General features: G+C 47.6%; 19 protein-coding genes. All 19 read left to right on the top strand.

What is annotated here, in order from left to right:
• Positions 1–16: 16 nt before the first annotated feature.
• The 19 genes from AC4E8D_RS21665 (at position 17) to AC4E8D_RS21575 (ending at position 21,260) form a co-directional block, all read left to right on the top strand.
• The gene (locus AC4E8D_RS21665; protein ID WP_221822034.1) at positions 17–1,969 is read left to right on the top strand and encodes a stage V sporulation protein D; all 1,953 of its coding nucleotides are present in this window, start codon (positions 17–19) and stop codon (positions 1,967–1,969) included.
• Positions 1,970–2,109: 140 nt separating this feature from the next.
• On the top strand, positions 2,110–3,597 hold the full coding sequence (locus tag AC4E8D_RS21660; protein ID WP_339185427.1) for a UDP-N-acetylmuramoyl-L-alanyl-D-glutamate--2,6-diaminopimelate ligase: 1,488 nt from the start codon (positions 2,110–2,112) through the stop codon (positions 3,595–3,597).
• Positions 3,597–5,009 carry a UDP-N-acetylmuramoyl-tripeptide--D-alanyl-D-alanine ligase gene (locus AC4E8D_RS21655; protein WP_490206500.1) on the top strand — a complete coding sequence of 471 codons (1,413 nt, stop codon included), beginning with the start codon at positions 3,597–3,599 and terminating at the stop codon, positions 5,007–5,009. Before AC4E8D_RS21660 ends, AC4E8D_RS21655 begins: the two co-directional genes overlap by 1 nt.
• 12 nt (positions 5,010–5,021) lie before the next feature.
• On the top strand, positions 5,022–5,990 hold the full coding sequence (gene mraY / locus AC4E8D_RS21650; RefSeq protein WP_047843751.1) for a phospho-N-acetylmuramoyl-pentapeptide-transferase: 969 nt from the start codon (positions 5,022–5,024) through the stop codon (positions 5,988–5,990).
• A 3-nt stretch (positions 5,991–5,993) separates the two neighbouring features.
• Complete coding sequence (gene murD / locus AC4E8D_RS21645; protein WP_490205205.1) at positions 5,994–7,415, top strand: UDP-N-acetylmuramoyl-L-alanine--D-glutamate ligase; 1,422 nt, start codon at positions 5,994–5,996, stop codon at positions 7,413–7,415.
• Positions 7,416–7,463: 48 nt separating this feature from the next.
• Positions 7,464–8,561 carry a stage V sporulation protein E gene (spoVE, locus tag AC4E8D_RS21640; protein ID WP_074095851.1) on the top strand — a complete coding sequence of 366 codons (1,098 nt, stop codon included), beginning with the start codon at positions 7,464–7,466 and terminating at the stop codon, positions 8,559–8,561.
• A 7-nt stretch (positions 8,562–8,568) separates the two neighbouring features.
• Complete coding sequence (gene murG / locus AC4E8D_RS21635; protein ID WP_076211539.1) at positions 8,569–9,678, top strand: undecaprenyldiphospho-muramoylpentapeptide beta-N-acetylglucosaminyltransferase; 1,110 nt, start codon at positions 8,569–8,571, stop codon at positions 9,676–9,678.
• Positions 9,679–9,827: 149 nt separating this feature from the next.
• Positions 9,828–10,733: a UDP-N-acetylmuramate dehydrogenase gene (murB, locus tag AC4E8D_RS21630; protein ID WP_076250757.1), complete on the top strand. Its 906-nt coding sequence runs from the start codon at positions 9,828–9,830 to the stop codon at positions 10,731–10,733.
• 17 nt (positions 10,734–10,750) lie between these two features.
• Positions 10,751–12,034: a UDP-N-acetylglucosamine 1-carboxyvinyltransferase gene (murA, locus tag AC4E8D_RS21625; protein ID WP_339310101.1), complete on the top strand. Its 1,284-nt coding sequence runs from the start codon at positions 10,751–10,753 to the stop codon at positions 12,032–12,034.
• A gap of 58 nt (positions 12,035–12,092) precedes the next feature.
• Positions 12,093–12,860, top strand: coding sequence for a cell division protein FtsQ/DivIB (locus tag AC4E8D_RS21620; protein WP_017687304.1), 768 nt, complete (start codon positions 12,093–12,095; stop codon positions 12,858–12,860).
• Between the two features lie 293 nt (positions 12,861–13,153).
• Positions 13,154–14,440 carry a cell division protein FtsA gene (gene ftsA, locus AC4E8D_RS21615; protein ID WP_253501941.1) on the top strand — a complete coding sequence of 429 codons (1,287 nt, stop codon included), beginning with the start codon at positions 13,154–13,156 and terminating at the stop codon, positions 14,438–14,440.
• Positions 14,441–14,590: 150 nt separating this feature from the next.
• Positions 14,591–15,706: a cell division protein FtsZ gene (ftsZ, locus tag AC4E8D_RS21610; protein ID WP_017687306.1), complete on the top strand. Its 1,116-nt coding sequence runs from the start codon at positions 14,591–14,593 to the stop codon at positions 15,704–15,706.
• 261 nt (positions 15,707–15,967) lie between these two features.
• Positions 15,968–16,948 (top strand): sigma-E processing peptidase SpoIIGA, encoded by a 981-nt coding sequence (gene spoIIGA, locus AC4E8D_RS21605; protein ID WP_017687307.1) that lies wholly within the window; start codon positions 15,968–15,970, stop codon positions 16,946–16,948.
• 11 nt (positions 16,949–16,959) lie between these two features.
• A complete protein-coding gene (sigE, locus tag AC4E8D_RS21600) occupies positions 16,960–17,682 on the top strand; it encodes an RNA polymerase sporulation sigma factor SigE (RefSeq protein WP_017687308.1) in 723 nt (240 codons plus the stop codon).
• 111 nt (positions 17,683–17,793) lie between these two features.
• Complete coding sequence (gene sigG / locus AC4E8D_RS21595) at positions 17,794–18,576, top strand: RNA polymerase sporulation sigma factor SigG (RefSeq protein WP_017687309.1); 783 nt, start codon at positions 17,794–17,796, stop codon at positions 18,574–18,576.
• Between the two features lie 174 nt (positions 18,577–18,750).
• Positions 18,751–19,143 carry a YlmC/YmxH family sporulation protein gene (locus tag AC4E8D_RS21590; protein ID WP_017687310.1) on the top strand — a complete coding sequence of 131 codons (393 nt, stop codon included), beginning with the start codon at positions 18,751–18,753 and terminating at the stop codon, positions 19,141–19,143.
• Between the two features lie 51 nt (positions 19,144–19,194).
• On the top strand, positions 19,195–20,094 hold the full coding sequence (gene pgeF / locus AC4E8D_RS21585; RefSeq protein ID WP_490205204.1) for a peptidoglycan editing factor PgeF: 900 nt from the start codon (positions 19,195–19,197) through the stop codon (positions 20,092–20,094).
• Between the two features lie 6 nt (positions 20,095–20,100).
• Positions 20,101–20,802, top strand: a complete 702-nt coding sequence (locus AC4E8D_RS21580; RefSeq protein ID WP_490205203.1) for a YggS family pyridoxal phosphate-dependent enzyme — start codon at positions 20,101–20,103, stop codon at positions 20,800–20,802.
• Complete coding sequence (locus AC4E8D_RS21575) at positions 20,793–21,260, top strand: cell division protein SepF (RefSeq protein ID WP_036614853.1); 468 nt, start codon at positions 20,793–20,795, stop codon at positions 21,258–21,260. The genes AC4E8D_RS21580 and AC4E8D_RS21575 overlap by 10 nt, the downstream gene beginning before the upstream one ends.
• The last annotated feature ends 4 nt before the right edge of the window (positions 21,261–21,264 follow it).

Genomic DNA, 21,264 nt, shown 5'->3' with positions numbered 1-21,264 from the left:
GTGGGGGGATCTTTTCGTGAAGGGATCAAGCGTAAATCTGCGACGCAGGTTGCTATGGAGTTTAATGATTTTAGTTTTGTTATTTTCGGCCCTGATGATCAGGCTTGCTTATGTACAGCTCGGGGAAGGCCCTGAATTGTCAGCAAAAGCAGAAGAATCCTGGCGGCGTAATATTCCTTACTCAGCCAAGCGGGGGGAGATCCTGGATCGAAATGGAACCTCTCTGGCCTATAATGTGACAACACCAACCATTATGGCCATTCCGGCTCAGGTTAAAGAAGCTGAATCGACAGCTAAAGCGCTGGCCCCATTGCTTGGGATGACGGAAGAAAAAGTGCTGGCAACCATCAAGAAACGAGAACTCATTGTACGACTACAACCCGGCGGCCGCAAAATTACGATGGAGAAAGCTCAGCGCATCCGTGATTTGAAGCTTCCGGGTATCGTTGTTGCTGAGGACAATAAACGTTTTTATCCTTATGACGATTTGGCTGCCCATATTCTTGGTTTTACGGGCATTGACAATCAGGGCTTAACGGGTGTCGAGAAGAAATATGATGATAAGCTGAATGGTTTGAATGGCAGTGTGTCCTACTTGTCCGATGCGGCCGGAAGGCTAATGCCGGGCTCATCCGAGAAGTATGTGGAACCGAAGGACGGCCTTAACCTCAAGCTGACCATTGATAAATCCATTCAGTCCATCATGGAGAGAGAGCTGGATCAGGCCATGGTGAAGTTCCAGGCGAACTCAGCATTGGCCATAGCGATGAATCCCAAAACAGGTGAAATCTTGGGGATGTCCAGCAGGCCGGGATACGAACCTGCCGATTATCAGCAATATCCAGCGGAGATATACAATCGGAATTTGCCGATCTGGATGACCTACGAACCGGGCTCCACATTTAAGATCATTACCTTGGCGGCGGCGCTTGAAGAGAAAAAGGTCAATCTGCAACAGGATCAATTTTTTGATCCCGGATATGTTGAGGTGGGTGGAGCCCGCCTGCGCTGCTGGAAAAAGGGCGGCCACGGAAGTCAAACTTTCCTGCAGGTGGTTGAGAACTCGTGTAACCCGGGCTTTGTGGCTTTGGGGCAGAGGCTGGGCAAAGAATCGTTGTTCTCCTACATTAAAGACTTCGGCTTTGGTACCAAGACAGGGATTGACCTCAGCGGAGAAGCCAGTGGAATTCTGTTCAAACTGTCCAGAGTGGGACCTGTCGAGCTTGCAACAACGGCTTTTGGTCAAGGCGTATCCGTAACGCCCATTCAGCAAGTAGCTGCTGTGTCAGCAGCCATCAATGGGGGTAAACTTTACAAGCCTTATGTTACAAAAGCGTGGGTCCATCCGGTCACGGGAGAAGTCATGGAAGAAGCCAAGCCAGAACTGGTTCGTCAGGTGATCTCGGAGAATACATCCAAACAAGTACGTGAAGCACTCGAGAGTGTTGTCGCAAAAGGTACCGGGCGTCCAGCATTCATTGATGGATACCGGGTCGGTGGCAAAACAGGTACAGCCCAGAAGGTTATCAACGGACGTTATTCCTCGACTGAGCATATTGTATCCTTTATTGGATTTGCACCGGCAGATGACCCACAGATTGTCGTCTATACGGCAGTTGATAATCCCAAAGGAATTCAGTTCGGAGGTGTGGTTGCCGCCCCGATTGTGCAGAACATCCTTGAAGATGCTTTGCATTATATGAATGTCCCTGCTCGGAAGGATCAGGTCGCCAAAGAATACAAGTATGGTGAAACCAAAATCGTGACAGTCCCAGACCTGACAGGAGCTACTGTTGAAGATCTGTACGAAGACCTGAACATGAATTTTATGCTGGCGAAGTCTGGCAGTGGTAAATACGTTATTAATCAGGCACCTAAGCCTGGGGCGAGGGTAGATCAGGGATCAACCATCCGCATATATATGGGGGATGTACTGAACGATGCACATGATCACACAAAGGATGAATAACAAGGCTTAGGGGTAGTTTGAGGCTTCTAGCGCAACAAAATTCATCCAGGTGCGTTTCATTATTGGGTTGTATTGACGATATTAATAAATACAGACATATGTTAAAACAGAAGTATAATTGGAAAAGTGAGGTTATTCATGTGCTTTTAAAACAATTTGCATCGATGCTGACCACCGCCCGCCTCGTGGGCGAATCAAATACAGAATGCCAAAACCTTCAGACAGATTCCCGGCAGGTAAAACCGGGTGATCTGTTTATCTGTCTTCCGGGACATACGGTAGATGGTCATGATTATGCAGAAAAAGCTGTAAATGCGGGTGCAGTCGCATTGGTGGTTGAACGGCTGCTGGATCTGCCTGTACCACAATTGCTGGTGAAGGACAGCCGGTTTGCGATGGCTGTTCTGGCAGATTTCTTTTTTGACTCGCCAAGCCAAAAAATGAATATGATTGGTGTAACGGGAACGAACGGAAAAACAACGACCACCTATTTGATTGAAAAAATCATGAGTGATTACGGACGCAAGACGGGATTGATCGGTACTATTCAAATGCGGTATGACGGTCGCACCTACCCGATGTCAGGAACAACACCAGAGGCGCTTGATCTGCAGCGTAGTCTGCATGATATGGTTCAGAAGGGTACGGACTGCTGTGTTATGGAAGTTTCTTCTCACGCATTGGAACAAGGGCGAGTAAAGGGAACAAATTTCCGTACTGCGGTATTCACTAACCTGACGCAGGATCATCTGGACTACCACCATTCCATGGAGGAATATCGCGGGGCCAAAGGATTGTTCTTTGCACGTCTGGGTAACGGTTATACAGAAGATGTTTCACAGCGCAAATTCGCTGTCATCAATGCAGATGATCCGGCTGCGGCTTATTTCATCTCTGTGACTGCGGCTGAAGTGATTACATATGGCATGGGTGAAAAGGCGGATGTACGCGCATCCCAAATCTCAATTACATCTCAGGGAACTTCTTTCCATGTGGATACATTTGCAGGCAACGCGGATATTCGATTGCGCATGGTAGGTAAATTCAATGTGTACAATGCAATGGCAGCCATCTCTGCAGCGCTGGTGGAAGGTATTCCGCTGGAAGAGATCAAGCGCAGTCTGGAGACGGTTCCGGGCGTGGATGGACGTGTTGAAGGAGTGGACGAAGGACAGCCATTTGCTGTTATTGTCGATTATGCCCATACACCGGATGGACTGGAGAATGTGCTGCGGACGGTGAAGGAATTTGCCGAAGGACGTGTGATCTGTGTGTTTGGCTGTGGTGGTGACAGGGACCGTACCAAACGCCCTCTCATGGGGAAAATTGCTGCGAATTATAGTGATTTTGTACTGGTTACTTCCGATAATCCACGGACAGAAGATCCGGATCTGATTCTCAAAGACATTGAACAGGGCCTGATTGAAGAATCCGTTCCTGCTGAACGTTATACGATGATTGTGGATCGGCGCCAGGCGATTCATGAAGCTATTGAAATGGCAAGCCCAGCCGATGTAGTATTGATTGCGGGCAAGGGTCACGAGACCTATCAGATTATCGGCACAACCAAAACCGATTTTGATGACCGAATCATAGCCAAAGAAGCGATAAGGGGCAAATCCAATTGATAAAAAGAACATTGGCACAATTGGCCGAGATGTGTGGAGGAACATTAAGTGACGTTGCCGCTCATGGCAATGTAATGGTTGAAGGAGTGTTTACCGATTCGCGTAAACCTCTGGAAGGCAGTTTGTTTATCCCGTTAGTGGGTGAAAGGTTTGACGGACACGAATTTGTGCAGGCCTGTCTGGAGAAGGGGGCTGCAGGCGCGATCTGGCAAAAGGATCATGGTATTCCGCCGCAAGGAGCTGTCATTGTTGTTGACGACACACTTGTCGCACTGCAAGCACTCGCATCTGCTTATCTAACGGAGAATAAAGCGGCTGTAGTCGGCATTACAGGCAGCAACGGCAAGACAACAACAAAGGACATCGTTGATGCCATTCTCTCAACGACGTTCAAAGTGCATAAGACGCAAGGCAACTTCAATAATCACATTGGTTTACCACTGACTGTACTAAGCATGGACCCGGATACCGAGATTATCATTTTGGAGATGGGTATGAGTGGTCGCGGGGAAATTAACGATTTGTCAGTTATTGCGCAGCCTGATGTAGCAATTATAACCAATATTGGTGAATCTCATCTGCTTCAGCTAGGGTCCAGATTGGAGATTGCCAGAGCCAAAGCCGAGATTGCCGCGGGATTGAAGCCTGGCGGGTTACTGATCTACAACGGAGACGAGCCTTTAATTGCACAAGTCCTTGAAGAGCCCGCAACGAAACAACCTGATGGATTGCAGCGGTTTACATTTGGTCTGCAAACCGATAATGATGACTATCCTACCGGACTTATGAATGCACAGAACGGCGTAGTTTTCACCACCAAACAGTCTGGAGAACATGCATTTACGCTACCTCTGCTAGGAACGCATAATGTCGTTAACTGTCTGGCTGCTTTTGCTGTAGCCCGTCATTTCAAAGTGACAACGGAGCAGATTGCCGGGGGATTATCTCGCTTGAAACTGACAGGCATGCGTATTGAGGTTACTCAAGGCGTTAGTGGTCTAACCTTGCTGAATGATGCATACAATGCAAGTCCAACCTCCATGAAGGCCGCAATCGATGTACTAGAAGGTCTGAAAGGATACCGCATGAAAGTGGCTGTGCTTGGTGATATGCTTGAACTTGGTCCTCAGGAGCAGAATCTGCATCTTGGAATTGGTGAGTATATTACCTCTGCCAAAATGGACATGGTGCTCGTATATGGCCCGCTATCAGCACATATTGCTGAAGGAGCAAGAAAGCATATGCCGGCAGAGGCTGTGCATGCTTTTATAGATAAAGAAGAAATGACCCGTTATCTACTGGAGAAACTACATCCCAGAGACGTTGTCTTGTTCAAAGCCTCAAGAGGCATGAAGCTGGAGGACGTGGTCGAAGCACTACAAATAGCACCATTACAGAATCGAGTAGACTAGAGGGGTGAACCCATGGATTTTCAGGTATTACTGTTAACAATCGGTGTTTCATTTATTCTGGCGGTGATTGCCGCACCGCTCCTGATTCCGCTGTTACGTCGAATGAAATTCGGACAGCAAGTTAGGGAAGATGGGCCTCAGAGCCATTTGAAAAAAAGCGGGACACCTACAATGGGTGGAGTCGTCATTTTAGTTGCGTTCACATTGGCCTTTTTGAAATTTTCGGCAGTCAAGAATACAGACTTTTATGTCTTACTCGTGGCTACGCTGGGATTTGGGCTGATTGGCTTCCTGGATGATTACATCAAAATTGTGTTCAAACGTTCGCTGGGACTGACGGCCAGACAAAAAATGCTGGGCCAATTGTTCTTCAGTGCAGTAATGTGTTTCTTGCTGATCCAGAATGGACACAGCACAGCCATCTCTATTCCGGGTACATCATTCTCGTTCGACTGGACAGGATGGTTCTATTATCCGTTTGTCGTATTCATGATGCTTGCCATTACCAATGCGGTTAACTTTACCGACGGTCTGGATGGTTTGCTGTCAGGGGTAAGTGCAATTGCCTTTGGCGCGTTTGCCATTGTGGCGATGCAAGCCACGTCGATGCCAGCAGCAGTCTGTGCAGCAGCGATGATCGGAGCCGTACTCGGTTTTCTGGTATACAATGCACATCCGGCCAAAGTGTTTATGGGAGACACCGGTTCTCTGGGTATTGGCGGTGCGATTGGTGCGGTAGCGATTGTAACCAAAACAGAGCTGCTATTTGTCATCATTGGCGGTATTTTTGTTATCGAGATCCTGTCTGTCATCATTCAAGTGGTATCTTTCAAGACTCGTGGCAAGCGTGTATTCAAAATGAGCCCCATTCACCATCACTTTGAATTAAGTGGTTGGTCAGAATGGCGGGTTGTTATTACCTTTTGGGCGGTAGGCGCAATTTTGGCCGCTCTTGGACTTTATCTCAACAAGGGGTTGTAGATCATGAACCATCCTGAATCATATCGCGGTCAACAAGTAGTCGTGCTCGGATTGGCCAAAAGCGGCGTACAGGTCGCCAAAGTGCTGGATCGCGCCGGAGCGAAGGTTACAGTAAATGACAAAAAAGAGAGAGATCAATGTCCCGAAGCTTCCGAATTGGAGGCTTTGGGAATTTCTGTTGTATGCGGAGGACATCCGGATGATCTGATTCACAGTGGTGTGAAGCTGGTCGTCAAAAACCCGGGTATCCCATACCATGCAGCTCCTGTGCAGCAAGCTATGGCATTGGGCATTGAAGTGGTGACCGAAGTAGAGGTTGCTTATCATCTATGTGCTGCACCCATGATCGGGATTACGGGCTCCAACGGTAAAACAACAACCACCACGTGGGTGGGTAAAATGTTGGAGCATGCCGGCCTCAAACCGATTGTTGCCGGTAATATCGGAACACCTCTCTGTGAAGCGGCAGAGCAAGCTTCTCCAGATAACTGGATGGTTGTTGAGCTTAGCAGTTTCCAACTTAAAGGAACGGTTGATTTCCGTCCTCAGATTGCCAGCTTGCTTAACGTTGCTGAGACGCATCTGGACTATCACGGGAACATGGATGATTATGTGGCTTCCAAAGCCAAACTGTTCGCTAATCAGCAGCCTGACGACGTAGCCATTCTAAATTGGGATGATGCGGTATGTCGTGGTCTGGTTCCTTACATCAAAGGCAGAGTGATCCCCTTCTCGGTGACAGAGAAATTGGATACAGGTGTGTATGCAGATCCTCCTTATGTGGATGGAGAAGAGGACGATGTGAAGCGTCAGGTAATCTACGCGGATGGAAACGGAGATCACCACATCATTATCGACGTTGAGGATATTGGCCTTCCTGGGCGATTTAATGTGGAAAATGCACTGGCTGCTGTGGCCATTGCTGTAGCGGCAGGAGCTGATCCTGCGGTGCTGGCTGCTCCGCTTGCAGACTTCAAGGGAGTTGAACACCGACTTGAATATGTCCTGGAGCATAACGGTTCAGCATACTACAACAACTCCAAAGCGACCAATTCGAAAGCTACGGTTATGGCCCTGAATTCGTTCAAGGAACCGGTCGTATTAATTGCTGGAGGGTTGGATCGCGGGTCAGACATGATGGAGTTGTTACCCTTGTTCCAGGAACGGATAAAAGCTGTCGTTGCAATTGGTGAGACACGGACAAAAATTGCCAAGGTCGCGGAACTTGCCGGATTAAAGCAAATTAAGGTCGTCGATAATGAGGAGGACGCTGCCCGGACGTTAACCGTTGCTGTGCAGGAAGCATCGAAGCTTGCCAGTGCCGGTGATGTCGTTTTGTTATCCCCGGCATGTGCAAGTTGGGACATGTTTGCTTCCTATGAAGAGCGGGGACGCATTTTTAAAGAGGCGGCGCATAACTTGTAAGTAGGGGGGTGGAAAAGCCCCTACTTCCATGCAAGGGGTGGCCACCTGATGAAACAGACGCGACCGGCACCAGATATTTGGTTGCTGATTTGTATTTTGGCATTGCTTGCCATCGGCATTATTATGGTATATAGTGCGGGCTCGGTGCTTGCCTTTCATGACTATGGCGATTCATTTTATTTTGTAAAAAGACAGGCCCTGTTTGCGGTGCTTGGGCTTGTGGCCATGTTCGTAACTGCTAATGTAGACTACCGGGTGTGGAGGAAATATGCCAAGCCTATACTGATTGCCTGTTTTATTATGCTCATTGCGGTGCTCATTCCTGGAATTGGTGTGGTTCGCGGTGGCGCACGAAGTTGGCTGGGCATTGGTTCGTTCGGTATTCAGCCCTCAGAATTCATGAAGCTGGGCATGATTCTGTTTCTCGCTCACTGGCTGAGCAAGGAACCGGGTAAAATCAAAACCTTCACATCGGGGCTTCTGCCACCGCTGGGATTGATCGGGTTGGCTTTTGGGATTATTATGCTGCAACCTGATTTGGGGACTGGCACCGTGATGATGGGCGCATCGATGCTTATTATTTTCACAGCCGGAGCGCGAATGAAACATCTGAGCTTGCTTGCTCTTGGTGGCGTAGCGGGGTTTGCAGCTTTGATTGCAGCAGCACCCTATCGGTTGCAGCGTATCACAGCGTTTTTGGACCCGTGGTCCGATCCACTGGGTGCCGGATATCAGATCATTCAATCCTTATACGCGATTGGTCCTGGTGGACTGGCGGGATTGGGACTGGGTATGAGCCGGCAGAAGTACAGTTATGTACCTGAACCGCAAACGGACTTTATTTTTAGTATTTTGGCCGAAGAACTCGGCTTTATAGGTGGAATGATTGTATTATTGTTGTTTCTGGTGCTGGTGTGGAGAGGAATGCGTGTAGCCATGACCGTTCCGGATGCCTTCGGCAGTCTGCTTGGTGTTGGTATCGTAGGTATGGTCGCCGTACAGGTCATTATTAACATTGGTGTTGTCATTGGCATGATGCCTGTTACGGGCATTACATTGCCTCTGATCAGTTACGGTGGATCATCATTGACCCTCATGCTCACAGCACTGGGCATTTTAGTGAATTTATCCCGTTATGCGAGGTGACTATGCGATGCGAGTCGTTCTTAGCGGTGGCGGTACGGGTGGACATATCTATCCGGCCGTTGCCATAGCAAGACAATGCGAGGCGGAGAACCCGGACTCGACATTTCTATACATCGGAGGAACCAGAGGGCTGGAAAGCAAGCTGGTTCCCCAAGAAAATATTCCTTTTAAATCCATTGATATTACGGGATTTCGGCGGAAATTGTCCATCGACAACCTGAAAACGGTCATGCGTTTCATTCAAGGTGTACGCAAGTCCAAAAAAATGCTGAAGGAATTCAAACCGGATGTTGTGATTGGTACAGGTGGATATGTGTGTGGACCTGTGGTATATGCAGCAACAAAACTGGGAATTCCGAGTATAATTCATGAACAGAACGCCATCCCTGGTCTGACGAACAAATTTTTGATGCGTTATGTGGACACGGTTGCCGTTAGCTTTGAAGGTTCTGAAAAATCTTTTTCCGGCGCAAAAAAGGTGATCTACACCGGTAATCCGCGAGCGACTACGGTAGCCCAGGCTAGCCGTGATCGTGGTTTTGCCACGTTAGGTGTACCGATGAACAGCCGTGTTGTTCTTGTGGTTGGTGGCAGTCGCGGGGCAAAAGCAATCAATCAGGCCATGGTGGACATGGCTCCAATGCTGGATCAACTGGACGATGTACATGTCGTTTACGTGACAGGGGATACCTATTTTGATGAAACGCGTGAAGCCATTCGCAGCTCATTGGGTACGATGCCAAACCACCTGCATGTCCTGCCTTACGTGCATAATATGCCTGAGGTGCTTGCCTGCACATCCTTGATTGTAAACCGCGCAGGTGCATCATTCCTTGCGGAGATTACATCATTGGGGATTCCTTCGATCCTGATTCCGTCACCTAACGTGACTAATAATCATCAGGAAGCCAATGCACGCACGCTTGAAGGTGGAGGCGCATCACTCACGATGCTGGAGAAGGAGCTTACAGGCAAAGTCCTGTATGAAGCCATTGCCAAGATTATGAATGATGAATCGGGACGCAAACGAATGGCTGAAGCCTCCCGGAAACTGGGGAAACCCGATGCAGCTGAGGTGCTTGTTCATGAAATTCAGCGTCTTGCTGCACGCCGATAAAGTGCGTTTGTGGGCGATTGTCACACACAAGACGGGGCTGACATAAGATACCGTATAAATCGTGACCATCGTTCCATGGCGCCAGAGCACGGTCTGTAACAACAGAATATACCGTGTTCATCGGTTTTGAAGCAAAGGAGGAAGCAAACATGCATCAGTGGATATCGTTACTATCCCAGAATAATGTTGGCAGAGTTCTTGAAAACGAATCGCTAGCCAAATACACCACATGGAAGATCGGCGGTCCTGCGGATGCACTGGTCATTCCTGAGAATAAAGAGCAGATGATGAATCTCGTTCAATTGCTTCACACGTATCAGATTCCGTGGATGCAACTTGGACGGGGCTCAAACATGCTGGTGTCAGACAAAGGAATACGCGGTGTTGTGGTGAAACCAGGCGAGGGCTTTGATTATGCCGAATTTCACGAAGGCGGTGTAACCGCCGGAGCGGCGCATTCTTTTGTTAAACTCAGTGTGGTTGCTGCCAAAAAGGAATGGACCGGTCTGGAATTCGGCAGCGGTATCCCCGGAACTGTTGGTGGAGCTGTGTACATGAATGCAGGCGCGCATGGATCGGATGTGTCACGGATATTCAAATTCGCTGAGATTGTACTGGAGACAGGGGAATTGGTACGTTACAGCAAGGAGGACATGGATTTTGCCTATCGCCACTCTGTTCTGCATGATCGGAGAGGCATCGTGCTGGAAGCAACATTTGAACTCCAGCATGGAGAGCGCAACGTCATTTCGGAAACGATGGCGGCTTACAAAGATCGCCGGCGCCGCACACAGCCACTGCAGATGGCATGTGCAGGTAGTGTATTCCGAAATCCACCGGGTGATCATGCGGCCCGCCTGATTGAAGCAGCAGGGCTGAAAGGAATGACCCAGGGAGGCGCACAGGTATCCACCATGCATGCCAATTTCATTGTTAATACAGGCCAAGCAACAGCAGAGGACGTTATCACCCTAATGCAGCAGATACAGAGCACTATATCATCTCAAAACGGTATTAACCTGGTACCGGAAGTCTTCGTAGTGGGTGAGCGGTAAACCCCGGAGGTGATACATTGGACAAATTGGTGATTGAAGGCGGGAAACCCCTCTCAGGATCCATACGCATCCATGGAGCAAAAAATGCCGCTTTACCGATTATGGCCGCAAGTTTGTTGGCAGATGGAGAAGTTACACTGCATAACGTTCCACACTTGCTGGACATTGAAGTGATGCTGTATATCCTGGAACGGCTTGGATGCACGTGTCGGCATGAACAGGGAACAGTGACGATTAATACCTCGTCTATCCGGTCATATGATGTGCCAGAAGATCTAATGAAGCAGATGCGCTCTTCCATTTTTTTGATGGGACCATTGCTGGCTAAGTTTGGGCAAGTGTCAGTGTATCAGCCAGGAGGCTGTGCCATTGGAGAACGCAAAATTGATCTTCACCTCCGGGGCCTGGAAGCGCTCGGAGCTTTGATTGAAGAGCAGGACCAACAGATTATCTGTCATGGACACAATCTGGTGGGTACAGATATTCATTTGGATTTCCCGAGTGTGGGAGCAACCGAGAATATCATGATGGCAGCCGTTCTGGCTAAAGGCACGACAACCATTTGCAACGCGGCAAGAGAACCTGAAATCCAGGACCTGCAACACTTTTTGAATGCTATGGGTGCAAGCATTATTGGTGCAGGAACGGATACAATTACAATCAATGGCGTTGAGAAACTGAAGCCTTGTTCCTATGAGATTATACCGGATCGAATCGTTGCCGGAACCGTAATGATTGCAGCAGCAGCAACACGAGGCAATGTTACGCTTACACACTGCAATCCTGCTCATCTTACTTCACTTATACATGTATTGAAGCGCACTGGTGTTCAAATCACAGTCTGCAATGATATAATGACGGTGAGCTGTATGAGCCGTCCCAAATCAGTAGACCGTATTGTGACTTCTCCGTATCCTTCGTTTCCGACAGATTTGCAATCGCAAATCATGGTGCTGCTCAGTCTGGCAGACGGATTCAGTGTGATGAAGGAAACGGTATTCGAGGGCCGGTTCAAACATGTGGATGAACTGAATGTGATGGGGGCTGATATTTCAGTCGATCTGAACGCAGCATTTATCCGTGGTGTTCCCCGTCTTTACGGGGCTACAGTAGAAGCAACCGATCTTCGTGCAGGTGCAGCCCTGGTCATTGCTGGTCTGGCTGCTCAAGGCAAAACGGTTGTGGAGCAAGTGCATCATATTGACCGGGGCTACGATCAGATCGAGAAGTTATTCCAAAGTCTTGGAGCATCGGTTGAGCGACAGTCGCCCGTTTCGAAACAGTTGGATTTTGCCAATTAACGTCCTTGGCGTCCCCTTCTTGAAGGGAGGGGACCTGAGGCTTTGTGGAGCGCTACTTATGCCTAAAAGTCAAATTCCGGTTCTGAAGAAGAATCGGCCAAAAGGAAACACAAGCCGCAAAATTGTAATTATTCTCTTATTATTATTTATTGTATTGCTCGCTGTACTATTCTTTCGTTCTTCCATGAGTCGGATTTCGGCAATTGAAATTACGGGTAATGTATATACAGCAACTTCAGAACTGCTGGAGAAAAGCGGGCTGAAAGAAGGCGAACAATTTTTTGGGACAAGTACTGCCGAGGTTATTGAGCGTCTCAAGACCATCAAGGCGATTTCCACCGTTACCGTGGACAAGCAATTTCCGGGTATTATCCATATCAAGGTTCAGGAATATGCCACGGTTGCATACGAGCTTGGTTCTGACGGTACGCTAAAAGCGATATTGGCCAGTGGGACAAGCTTGACGGTTCCGGCAACAATTGGTGTTGCTGTGGAGAAGCCCATATTGACCCAATGGAAGGCTGATGATCCACTCAAAGCCAAACTGAGCCAGACACTGGCTAAAATTCCGAATGAATTGACGACGGATATTTCGGAAATTATTCCGAACCCAACGCCTTCATTTCCGGATCAGATTCGGATGTATACCAAATCGCAGTTTGAAGTGATTACAACCGTCTCTCTTTTATCGGATAAAGTGGAGTATCTGAATCAGGTGATTGAGACCGAACGGCCTGGGAAAATCACCATGCTTGAGGCAGATACCTATGTCCCTTTCATCCCGGATGACCCGGAAGATGATGCTGAACCAGGAGCAAGCCCCTGATCTTTGCCATGATGAGGCTGGACTGAATATGAAAGCCTAGGCAGGTCGGGGGTTGACCCCGTCAGAGCAATGAAACTTGTTCTTTCTGAGATGAAGAAAAAATGATACACTTGAACTTATGGCACATGAGTTGCCTCCTTCTTTTTTCTTCAATGTTTTATGTCTGGCAACCAGATTTTGACACCCAAAAACATTGTAGAAAAAAGAGGGAAAGCCTGAAGTGTGTTGAATATGTTTTAAGAGTGTTTAAATTCGAACGTAATTTACTATTGGAGTCAGGAGGTGCCACAGACTTGAGCAACAATGACATCATTGTTAGTTTGGACATCGGTACATCCAAAATTCGCGCTATTATTGGGGAAATGAATAATGGAACCTTTAATATTATAGGAGTTGGATCTGCCGACTCGGAGGGAATTCGCAAAGGTGTAATCGTAGATATCGATCAGACGGTGCAGTCGATTCGCAACGCAGTGGATCATGCAGAACGTATGGTAGGTATTCAAATATCCGAAGTGTATGTTGGAATCTCGGGAAATCATATCGGACTGATGAGCAGTCACGGCGTCGTGGCTGTGTCTAACGAGGATCGTGAAATCGGAGAAGAAGACATGGAACGGGTGTTGAAAGCAGCCGAAGTCATTGCAGTTCCGCCGGAACGGGAAATTATTGATGTTGTCGCCAAGCAATATGTTGTAGATGGCTTGGAGGGCATACAGGACCCCCGTGGTATGATTGGTGTTCGTCTGGAAGTTGAAGCAACGATCATTACGGGTGCAAAAACCGCGATACATAATCTTTTGCGCTGCGTGGAAAAAGCGGGTCTGAAAGTAAGCGATCTGGTTCTCATGTCGCTTGGAGCGGGTCAACTGGCTTTGTCCAAAGATGAAAAAACGATGGGTTCAGTGCTTGTTGATATTGGAGCAGGTGCAACAACCATCGCCATTTTTGAAGAAGACAGTCTTGTTGCAACATCAACGTTGCCTATAGGTGGGGAATTCGTAACAAATGATATCGCCTATGGCTTACGCACGTTAACGGATCAGGCAGAGAAGGTGAAACTGAAATATGGCTGCGCCTGGTTGGATGATGCTGCTGCGGATGTGATGTTCAAAGTCACCCGAATTGGCAGTAATGTAGACAAGGAGTTTTCACAGGAGGATCTGGCAGCAATTATTGAACCTAGGGTTCAAGAAATATTCCAGATGATATCCCAAGAAGTGAAACGTCTTGGTTACAACGAGCTTCCTGGAGGTTATATACTAACGGGAGGTACGGTCTCTATGCCGGGGGTTCTGCAGGTCGCTCAGCATGAGCTTGCTGCTTCGGTACGAGTTGCAGTTCCGGATTATATTGGTGTGCGTGACCCTGGGTTTACAAGCGGAGTCGGCATATTGCACAGTGTAATTCGTAGTTTGCGCATTCGTCCCTCGATCAATAACGGCGGTGGAAATAACAACAACAACAATAATAACAACAAGAAACCGACCAACCGTCCGAAGCCAAATGCGGCACAGGAATCGGAGCAAAAACCCGGTCTGTTCGAGCGGCTGAAGAATATGTTCAGCGAATTTATATAACAGGTTGGATCCATTTCATACATTCTTGAAGCCGTCTGAATGCGCCGGTACTAAAATAAACGCTTTCGTTCGTCGATATATGAAATTGATTCGGTTCAAATCAAAAATTGGACGGGCCATCCATGCACATTGAGGGGGAGATGGAATAATATGTTGGAATTTGATTTCGAGATGGAGAGCTTGGCTCAAATTAAAGTCATCGGTGTAGGCGGCGGCGGAAGCAATGCAGTCAACCGTATGATTGAAAATGGTGTACAAGGTGTTGAATTTATTACGGTGAATACGGATGCTCAGGCGTTACACCTGGCGAAATCCGAGCATAAATTGCAAATCGGTGATAAATTGACTCGTGGTCTTGGTGCTGGCGCCAACCCGGATGTAGGTAAAAAAGCAGCGGAAGAGTCCCGCGATCTGATCATGAACACGTTGAAAGGTGCAGACATGGTATTTGTTACAGCCGGTATGGGCGGTGGTACAGGTACAGGTGCGGCTCCGGTTATTGCCGAAATCGCTAAAGAGTGTGGTGCACTTACCGTTGGTGTCGTAACTCGTCCATTTACATTTGAAGGACGCAAGCGTTCCAGCCATGCAGAGCAAGGTATTGAAGCTCTCAAGGAAAAAGTCGACACACTGATCGTGATTCCTAATGATCGTTTGCTCGAAATCGTAGACAAAAAGACTCCTATGCTTGAAGCGTTCCGTCAAGCGGATAACGTACTTCGTCAAGCTGTACAAGGTATCTCTGATTTGATCGCTGTACCGGGTCTGATTAACCTTGACTTTGCTGACGTCAAAACGATTATGCACGAACGTGGTTCAGCCCTTATGGGGATTGGTGAATCAACTGGTGAGAATCGTGCCGCAGAAGCAGCACGGAAAGCCATTATGAGTCCTTTGCTTGAAACTTCTATTGAAGGTGCTCGCGGCGTAATCATGAACATTACGGGTGGCGTTAATCTGTCCCTGTATGAAGTGAACGAAGCGGCAGAGATCGTAACGTCTGCTTCCGACCCGGAAGTGAACATGATCTTTGGTGCCATCATTGACGAAGACCTGAAAGAGGAGATTAAGGTTACGGTTATTGCAACCGGTTTTGAAGATAAACCTGCTCCACCACCACCAGGACGTAAACCAGCTCCAGCAACAGCGGAGACGACGGATACACGTTCGCCGAACCTGCGTCCTTTCGGAAATCAGCCGAGCAATGATCAGTTGGACATTCCGACATTTTTACGCAATCGTTCACGCAATAATAACAACGATTAATTCGCAAATCAATTTATTGGAAACCCGGTACTCCTTATGGAGCGACCGGGTTTTTTCTGTTTATTTAGATATCATAGCATACAGCAATGAACAAATTCTGAACAAAGGGCCTGAGCAATTCCGACAAAAAAAGTTGGAACCACACCCCCATGATTAGACAGACTTTGAACAGGGGGCTCCGTATACTTGTGAATATGCTCATGAATATCAGGATATCGGGTACCGGTATTTCGATATGTTGCGCGCAGGCAGGTGAAGACTTTGGTTGTTTATGTGGATCTAATTTTTTTGACAAACCTGTGTATTGACGGTGCACTCATCGGAATGACCGCCTGGATGCGTAAGACAAAGCTGGTTTGGTGGCGGTGGTTGCTGTCAGCCATTGTGGGCGCATTATACGTGGTCATGATGTTTGTACCGGAGTTTGATTTTATGTTCACCTTTCTGATCAAGTTCGGGTTCTCGCTGGTCATGCTTACGATTGCTTTTGGTTTTAAAGGTCTGCAGGCTTTTGCGAGGACGCTCGGTACCTTCTATGTGATTAATTTTGTCGCTGCCGGAGGTATTCTGGGTGTGCATTACATGCTTCAGAGCTCCGGTGAGTTGTTTAACGGCATTTGGTTCACGGCTTCTGGCGGTATGTCATTTGATCTGAAAATTGCTTTCTGGTTTACGTTTATCGTATTTTTTGCTGTCCTGTTTTTATTCAAAACTGTGCAGAGCTCAAAACGGAAAACGGATCGCATGACGACCTATTTGGGTAAAGTTGAGGTCTGCATCGATGAGGTAGTCATTTCTTGTACAGGCCTTCTGGATACGGGCAATCAACTTACAGATCCCTTATCGCGCATGCCGGTCATGGTGATGGAGGTTTCGTTATGGCAAGACATGTTACCCGCTTCATGGAAGGGTAGACTCAAGGACGAGGCGCCGGACAACCTTATTCTGGAGCTTGATCAGGAAAGTTTTCAGTGGCAGGATCGACTGCGGCTAGTGCCTTATCGGGGCATTAACAAAGGGACTGCGTTTATGCTGGCAATGAAGCCGGACCGGGTGAAGGTGACCATGGAGGAAACATGTTATGAGACGACAAGAGTACTTATTGGGCTGGATGGAGGTGTTTTGTCGTCGGATGGGAAATACCAGGCCGTGATTCATCCTGAACTTGTGCAAGACGCTGCTTCTGCGCAGTCTACGGCTCTCTCTGCGGGAGCAACAGAAAAGCCGCTGAATGTGGTATAGGAGGAACGTACATGCTTGTGAAATGGAAACTGGTGGCGCAGCTGCAATATTACCGTCTGTTATTTTTGTTGGGGCTCAAGAGTGAAGAGATCTATTACATTGGGGGTAGTGAGGCACTTCCGCCGCCATTGACAAGGGAAGAGGAAGAATTTTTGCTGCAAAAATTATCCTCGGGAGACTCGGCCATTCGCGCGATGCTCATTGAGCGCAATCTGCGCCTGGTGGTGTACATTGCACGAAAGTTTGAAAACACAGGAATCAATATTGAAGATTTGGTCTCCATTGGAGCCATCGGATTGATCAAGGCAGTTAATACATTTGACCCGGAAAAGAAAATCAAACTGGCAACCTATGCTTCACGTTGTATCGAAAATGAAATTTTGATGTACCTGAGACGTAATAGTAAGATCCGAACTGAAGTTTCTTTTGATGAACCGCTCAACATTGATTGGGATGGAAATGAACTATTATTATCCGATGTATTGGGCACAGAAAACGATACAATCTATCGGAATATTGAAGAGCAGGTAGACCGGAAACTTTTGCACAAGGCACTGGAAAAATTAACGGAGCGCGAGCGAATGATTATGGAGCTTCGTTTTGGCCTGACGGATGGGGAAGAAAAGACACAAAAAGATGTAGCGGATCTCCTCGGAATCTCCCAATCCTACATCTCTCGACTCGAAAAAAGAATCATTAAAAGACTCCGCAAGGAGTTCAATAAAATGGTCTGAAATACATCTTTGGTCAGAATGGGTATTACTGGCAAGGGTGCCAAGTACGAATAAAAAAGCCTGCCCCGGAGATAATGTACATTAATGTTTCTCCTTGGGAGGTAAATCACGATGACCCGAAACAAAGTCGAGATTTGTGGCGTGGACACCGCAAAATTGCCTGTCCTCACCAACACTGAAATGCGGGAATTGTTTCATTCCCTTCAGCAACACCATGATCGCTCAGCAAGAGAGAAATTAGTGAATGGCAACCTGCGTCTGGTACTCAGTGTCATTCAGCGTTTTAACAATCGGGGGGAGTTTGTCGATGATCTGTTCCAGGTTGGTTGCATCGGCCTGATGAAAGCCATTGATAATTTTGATTTATCCCAGAATGTCAAATTTTCAACCTACGCGGTGCCGATGATTATCGGTGAAATCCGTCGATACCTGCGTGATAATAACCCAATTCGGGTATCTCGCTCCTTGAGGGACATTGCTTACAAAGCACTTCAGGTCCGTGACAGCCTGACGAATAAAAATTCCCGGGAACCGACGATATTTGAAATTGCGGAAGTACTGAATGTGCCGAAGGAAGATGTTGTTTTTGCATTGGACGCCATTCAGGACCCGGTCTCGCTCTTCGAACCGATTTATCATGATGGTGGAGATCCGATCTATGTTATGGATCAGATCAGCGATGACAGAAACAAGGATGTGTCATGGATCGAGGAAATTGCACTTCGTGAAGCGATGCATCGTCTTGGTCAGCGGGAAAAAATGATTCTGTCGATGCGGTTTTTCGAAGGGAAAACCCAGATGGAAGTGGCTGATGAAATTGGCATTTCCCAGGCTCAGGTATCACGTCTGGAGAAATCAGCGATACAGCAGATGCAAAAACATGTAAAGTCATAACACGATGCAAGGGCAGAAGGACGATCAATCGGGGCAGTGTATACCGTTGGTCGTCTTTTTGTTTTGGACCGTTTCCACATTCGATGAAAAACAGGACATTTTTCGCCCCTGAAACATATATTGTATAGAAGCGTGAAGAACGGGCAGAAGAGGAATAACAGGGGGCGGGAATGAATGAAAGTAAATACGAGCGAAGTAGCGGCACGAGGCATGAAAATCTCGGACTTTCAGACAAAGGATGTCATTAACATTACGGATGGTAAACGCCTCGGTCAGATCAGTGATTTGGAGCTGGATCTGAAACAGGGACGAATTGAAGCGATTGTTGTGCCGGGGTACAGCCGTTTTATGGGTCTTTTTGGCGGGGGAACGGATCTGGTGATTCCCTGGCGAAACATTGTGAAGATTGGTTCAGATGTGATACTGGTGAAGATGGATGAGGTGAAGGAAAATACGTATGACGAGCGTGATCGCGAAGCGCGCCTGTATGATGAACAGCAACATAACCGCACAGAGAGAGTGGAACGCATTGAACGGTCGGAACGTAATCAGCGTCGAACGATATAAATGAGACAGAATGTGGCTCATTTGGTACACTGGAAGTGGTGAGGTGAGATAATGGAACCCTTTGTATTGGATAAGGAATTACTTGAACGGACCAAGAACCCAAATTCAGATTTCGGTCCTGATCCGTTATTATTATATGTTGAGCCTTGGACACAGCAATTTGAACAGCTGTCAGTCGGGTTTACGACGAGACATGGTGGAGTTGGAAAAGTTCCGTATGCCACGCTCAATTGTGCTTATCATGTGGGGGATGCCCCTGAAGTTGTACTTAACAACCGCAGGCTTGTAACCGAGAAGCTTGGTTTTGCAGCAGAAGCATGGACCTGTGGAGAGCAGGTGCATGGCAAACATGTAGCTGTAATTACCGCTGAAGATCGGAGCAGAGGATTACTTGATCGTCAATCTGCGTTGCAGGATACGGATGGATTGGTCACGAATGTGCCTGGTGTGCTGTTGACTTCTTTCTATGCAGACTGTGTTCCGCTTTATTTCTATGACCCTGTGCAGCAGGCGGTAGGTCTTGCTCATGCCGGCTGGAAAGGTACAGTCGCGGGTATCGCTGTATCCATGGTGGAGACGATGGAACGGGAGTATGGCAGCCGTAGGCAGGACATTCGAGCTGCAATCGGTCCGTCGATTGGGGATTGCTGTTATGAAGTGGATGAGGCGGTCATGCAGCATGTACGGGTTTGGTTTGATGATTCCACGGTTAATGATAAATACGAGGATTCTGCTTCTAAACAAGCATATCGAGCCGTGAATAACGGTAAAACGATGTTAAACTTGAAAGAATGTAATCGACACATTATGATGAAAGCAGGAATAATGCCGGATCATATCGAATGTACAACATGGTGTACAAGTTGTCATCCCGAACTATTTTTCTCCTATCGGAAGGAAAATGGTGTTACAGGACGGATGGCGAGCTGGATTGGACTGGAAGAGAGGTGACCCTCTGTGTCATTGGAGGAGCGTGTACAACAGGTAAATCAGAAGATCGAGGATGCATGTCGGCGCAGTAACCGTCATCGTGATGATGTGAATGTGATTGCGGTCACGAAATATGTCTCACTTGAAACAACGGGATCGGTGCTGGATCATGGTCTTGAGCATATTGGAGAAAACCGGTGGCAGGATGCACAGGCCAAATGGGAAGCTTTTGGTCAGCAGGGTACCTGGCACTTTATCGGTCATTTGCAGACAAACAAGGTGAAAGACGTGATTGGCAAGTTTCGTTACATCCATTCACTGGATCGTTTGTCATTGGCGAAGGAGTTGGATAAAAAAGCAGCTTCACTTGGCATCCAAGTGGAAACGTTTTTGCAGGTGAATATTTCGGGTGAAGAGAGCAAGTATGGCTTACAGCCTGAACAGGCAAGTTCTTTTTTGCGTGATATTCGTTCGTTCAACAATCTCAAGGTCGTCGGCCTGATGACCATGGCACCTCATGAGGAAGATCCGGAGCTGACGCGTCCCGTATTTCGTGGATTGCGTGAGCTGAGGGATCAATTGAATGGACAAGCCCTGACAGCAGAGCCATTGACTGAGCTGTCGATGGGGATGTCCAATGATTTTGAAGTGGCCATTGAAGAAGGTGCAACCTGGGTACGGCTAGGATCGATTCTCGTAGGAAAAGAGGAGGGTTCACGATGGGCGTAATGAATAAATTTATGAATTTCCTCGGACTTCAGGAAGAGGAAGAGATTGTGGAACGTGAACGAATGGCTGCGCAGGAGGAAAATGAGGCTGAACATCAGGAAGCTGAAACCTCCAGTCTTGATAAACGTAGAAACCAAAGGGGGAATAATGTGGTGAGCATTCATTCCCAGAAAAATGTTAAAGTTGTCCTGTATGAACCGCGTTCTTATGACGAGGCTCAGGAAATTGCCGACCATCTGCGTTCGCATCGTACCGTTGTGGTGAACTTGCAACGAATTCGTCAGGACCAAGCGCTGCGCGTTATTGATTTTTTGAGTGGCACGGTATATGCATTGGGTGGCGGTATTTCCAAAATCGGCGGAAACATTTTTCTCTGTACGCCAGATACGGTTGAAATTCAGGGATCAATTACGGAAATACTGGCTGACAGCGAGCAAGATTATAACAGAATGAGGTGAGCCA

Source organism: Paenibacillus sp. SRL342 (assembly GCF_984798905.1).
Note: the sequence above shows the minus strand (reverse complement) of the source record. Positions and strands in the feature narration are given on the sequence as shown.

Excerpts from the sequence above, each read along its gene's own strand:
- mraY (WP_047843751.1), top strand. The coding sequence starts at position 5,022 with ATGGATTTTCAGGTATTACTGTTAACAATCGGTGTTTCATTTATTCTG.
- murD (WP_490205205.1), top strand. The coding sequence starts at position 5,994 with ATGAACCATCCTGAATCATATCGCGGTCAACAAGTAGTCGTGCTCGGA.
- spoVE (WP_074095851.1), top strand. The coding sequence starts at position 7,464 with ATGAAACAGACGCGACCGGCACCAGATATTTGGTTGCTGATTTGTATT.
- murG (WP_076211539.1), top strand. The coding sequence starts at position 8,569 with ATGCGAGTCGTTCTTAGCGGTGGCGGTACGGGTGGACATATCTATCCG.
- murB (WP_076250757.1), top strand. The coding sequence starts at position 9,828 with ATGCATCAGTGGATATCGTTACTATCCCAGAATAATGTTGGCAGAGTT.
- AC4E8D_RS21620 (WP_017687304.1), top strand. The coding sequence starts at position 12,093 with ATGCCTAAAAGTCAAATTCCGGTTCTGAAGAAGAATCGGCCAAAAGGA.
- ftsZ (WP_017687306.1), top strand. The coding sequence starts at position 14,591 with ATGTTGGAATTTGATTTCGAGATGGAGAGCTTGGCTCAAATTAAAGTC.
- sigE (WP_017687308.1), top strand. The coding sequence starts at position 16,960 with ATGCTTGTGAAATGGAAACTGGTGGCGCAGCTGCAATATTACCGTCTG.
- sigG (WP_017687309.1), top strand. The coding sequence starts at position 17,794 with ATGACCCGAAACAAAGTCGAGATTTGTGGCGTGGACACCGCAAAATTG.
- AC4E8D_RS21590 (WP_017687310.1), top strand. The coding sequence starts at position 18,751 with ATGAAAGTAAATACGAGCGAAGTAGCGGCACGAGGCATGAAAATCTCG.
- pgeF (WP_490205204.1), top strand. The coding sequence starts at position 19,195 with ATGGAACCCTTTGTATTGGATAAGGAATTACTTGAACGGACCAAGAAC.
- AC4E8D_RS21575 (WP_036614853.1), top strand. The coding sequence starts at position 20,793 with ATGGGCGTAATGAATAAATTTATGAATTTCCTCGGACTTCAGGAAGAG.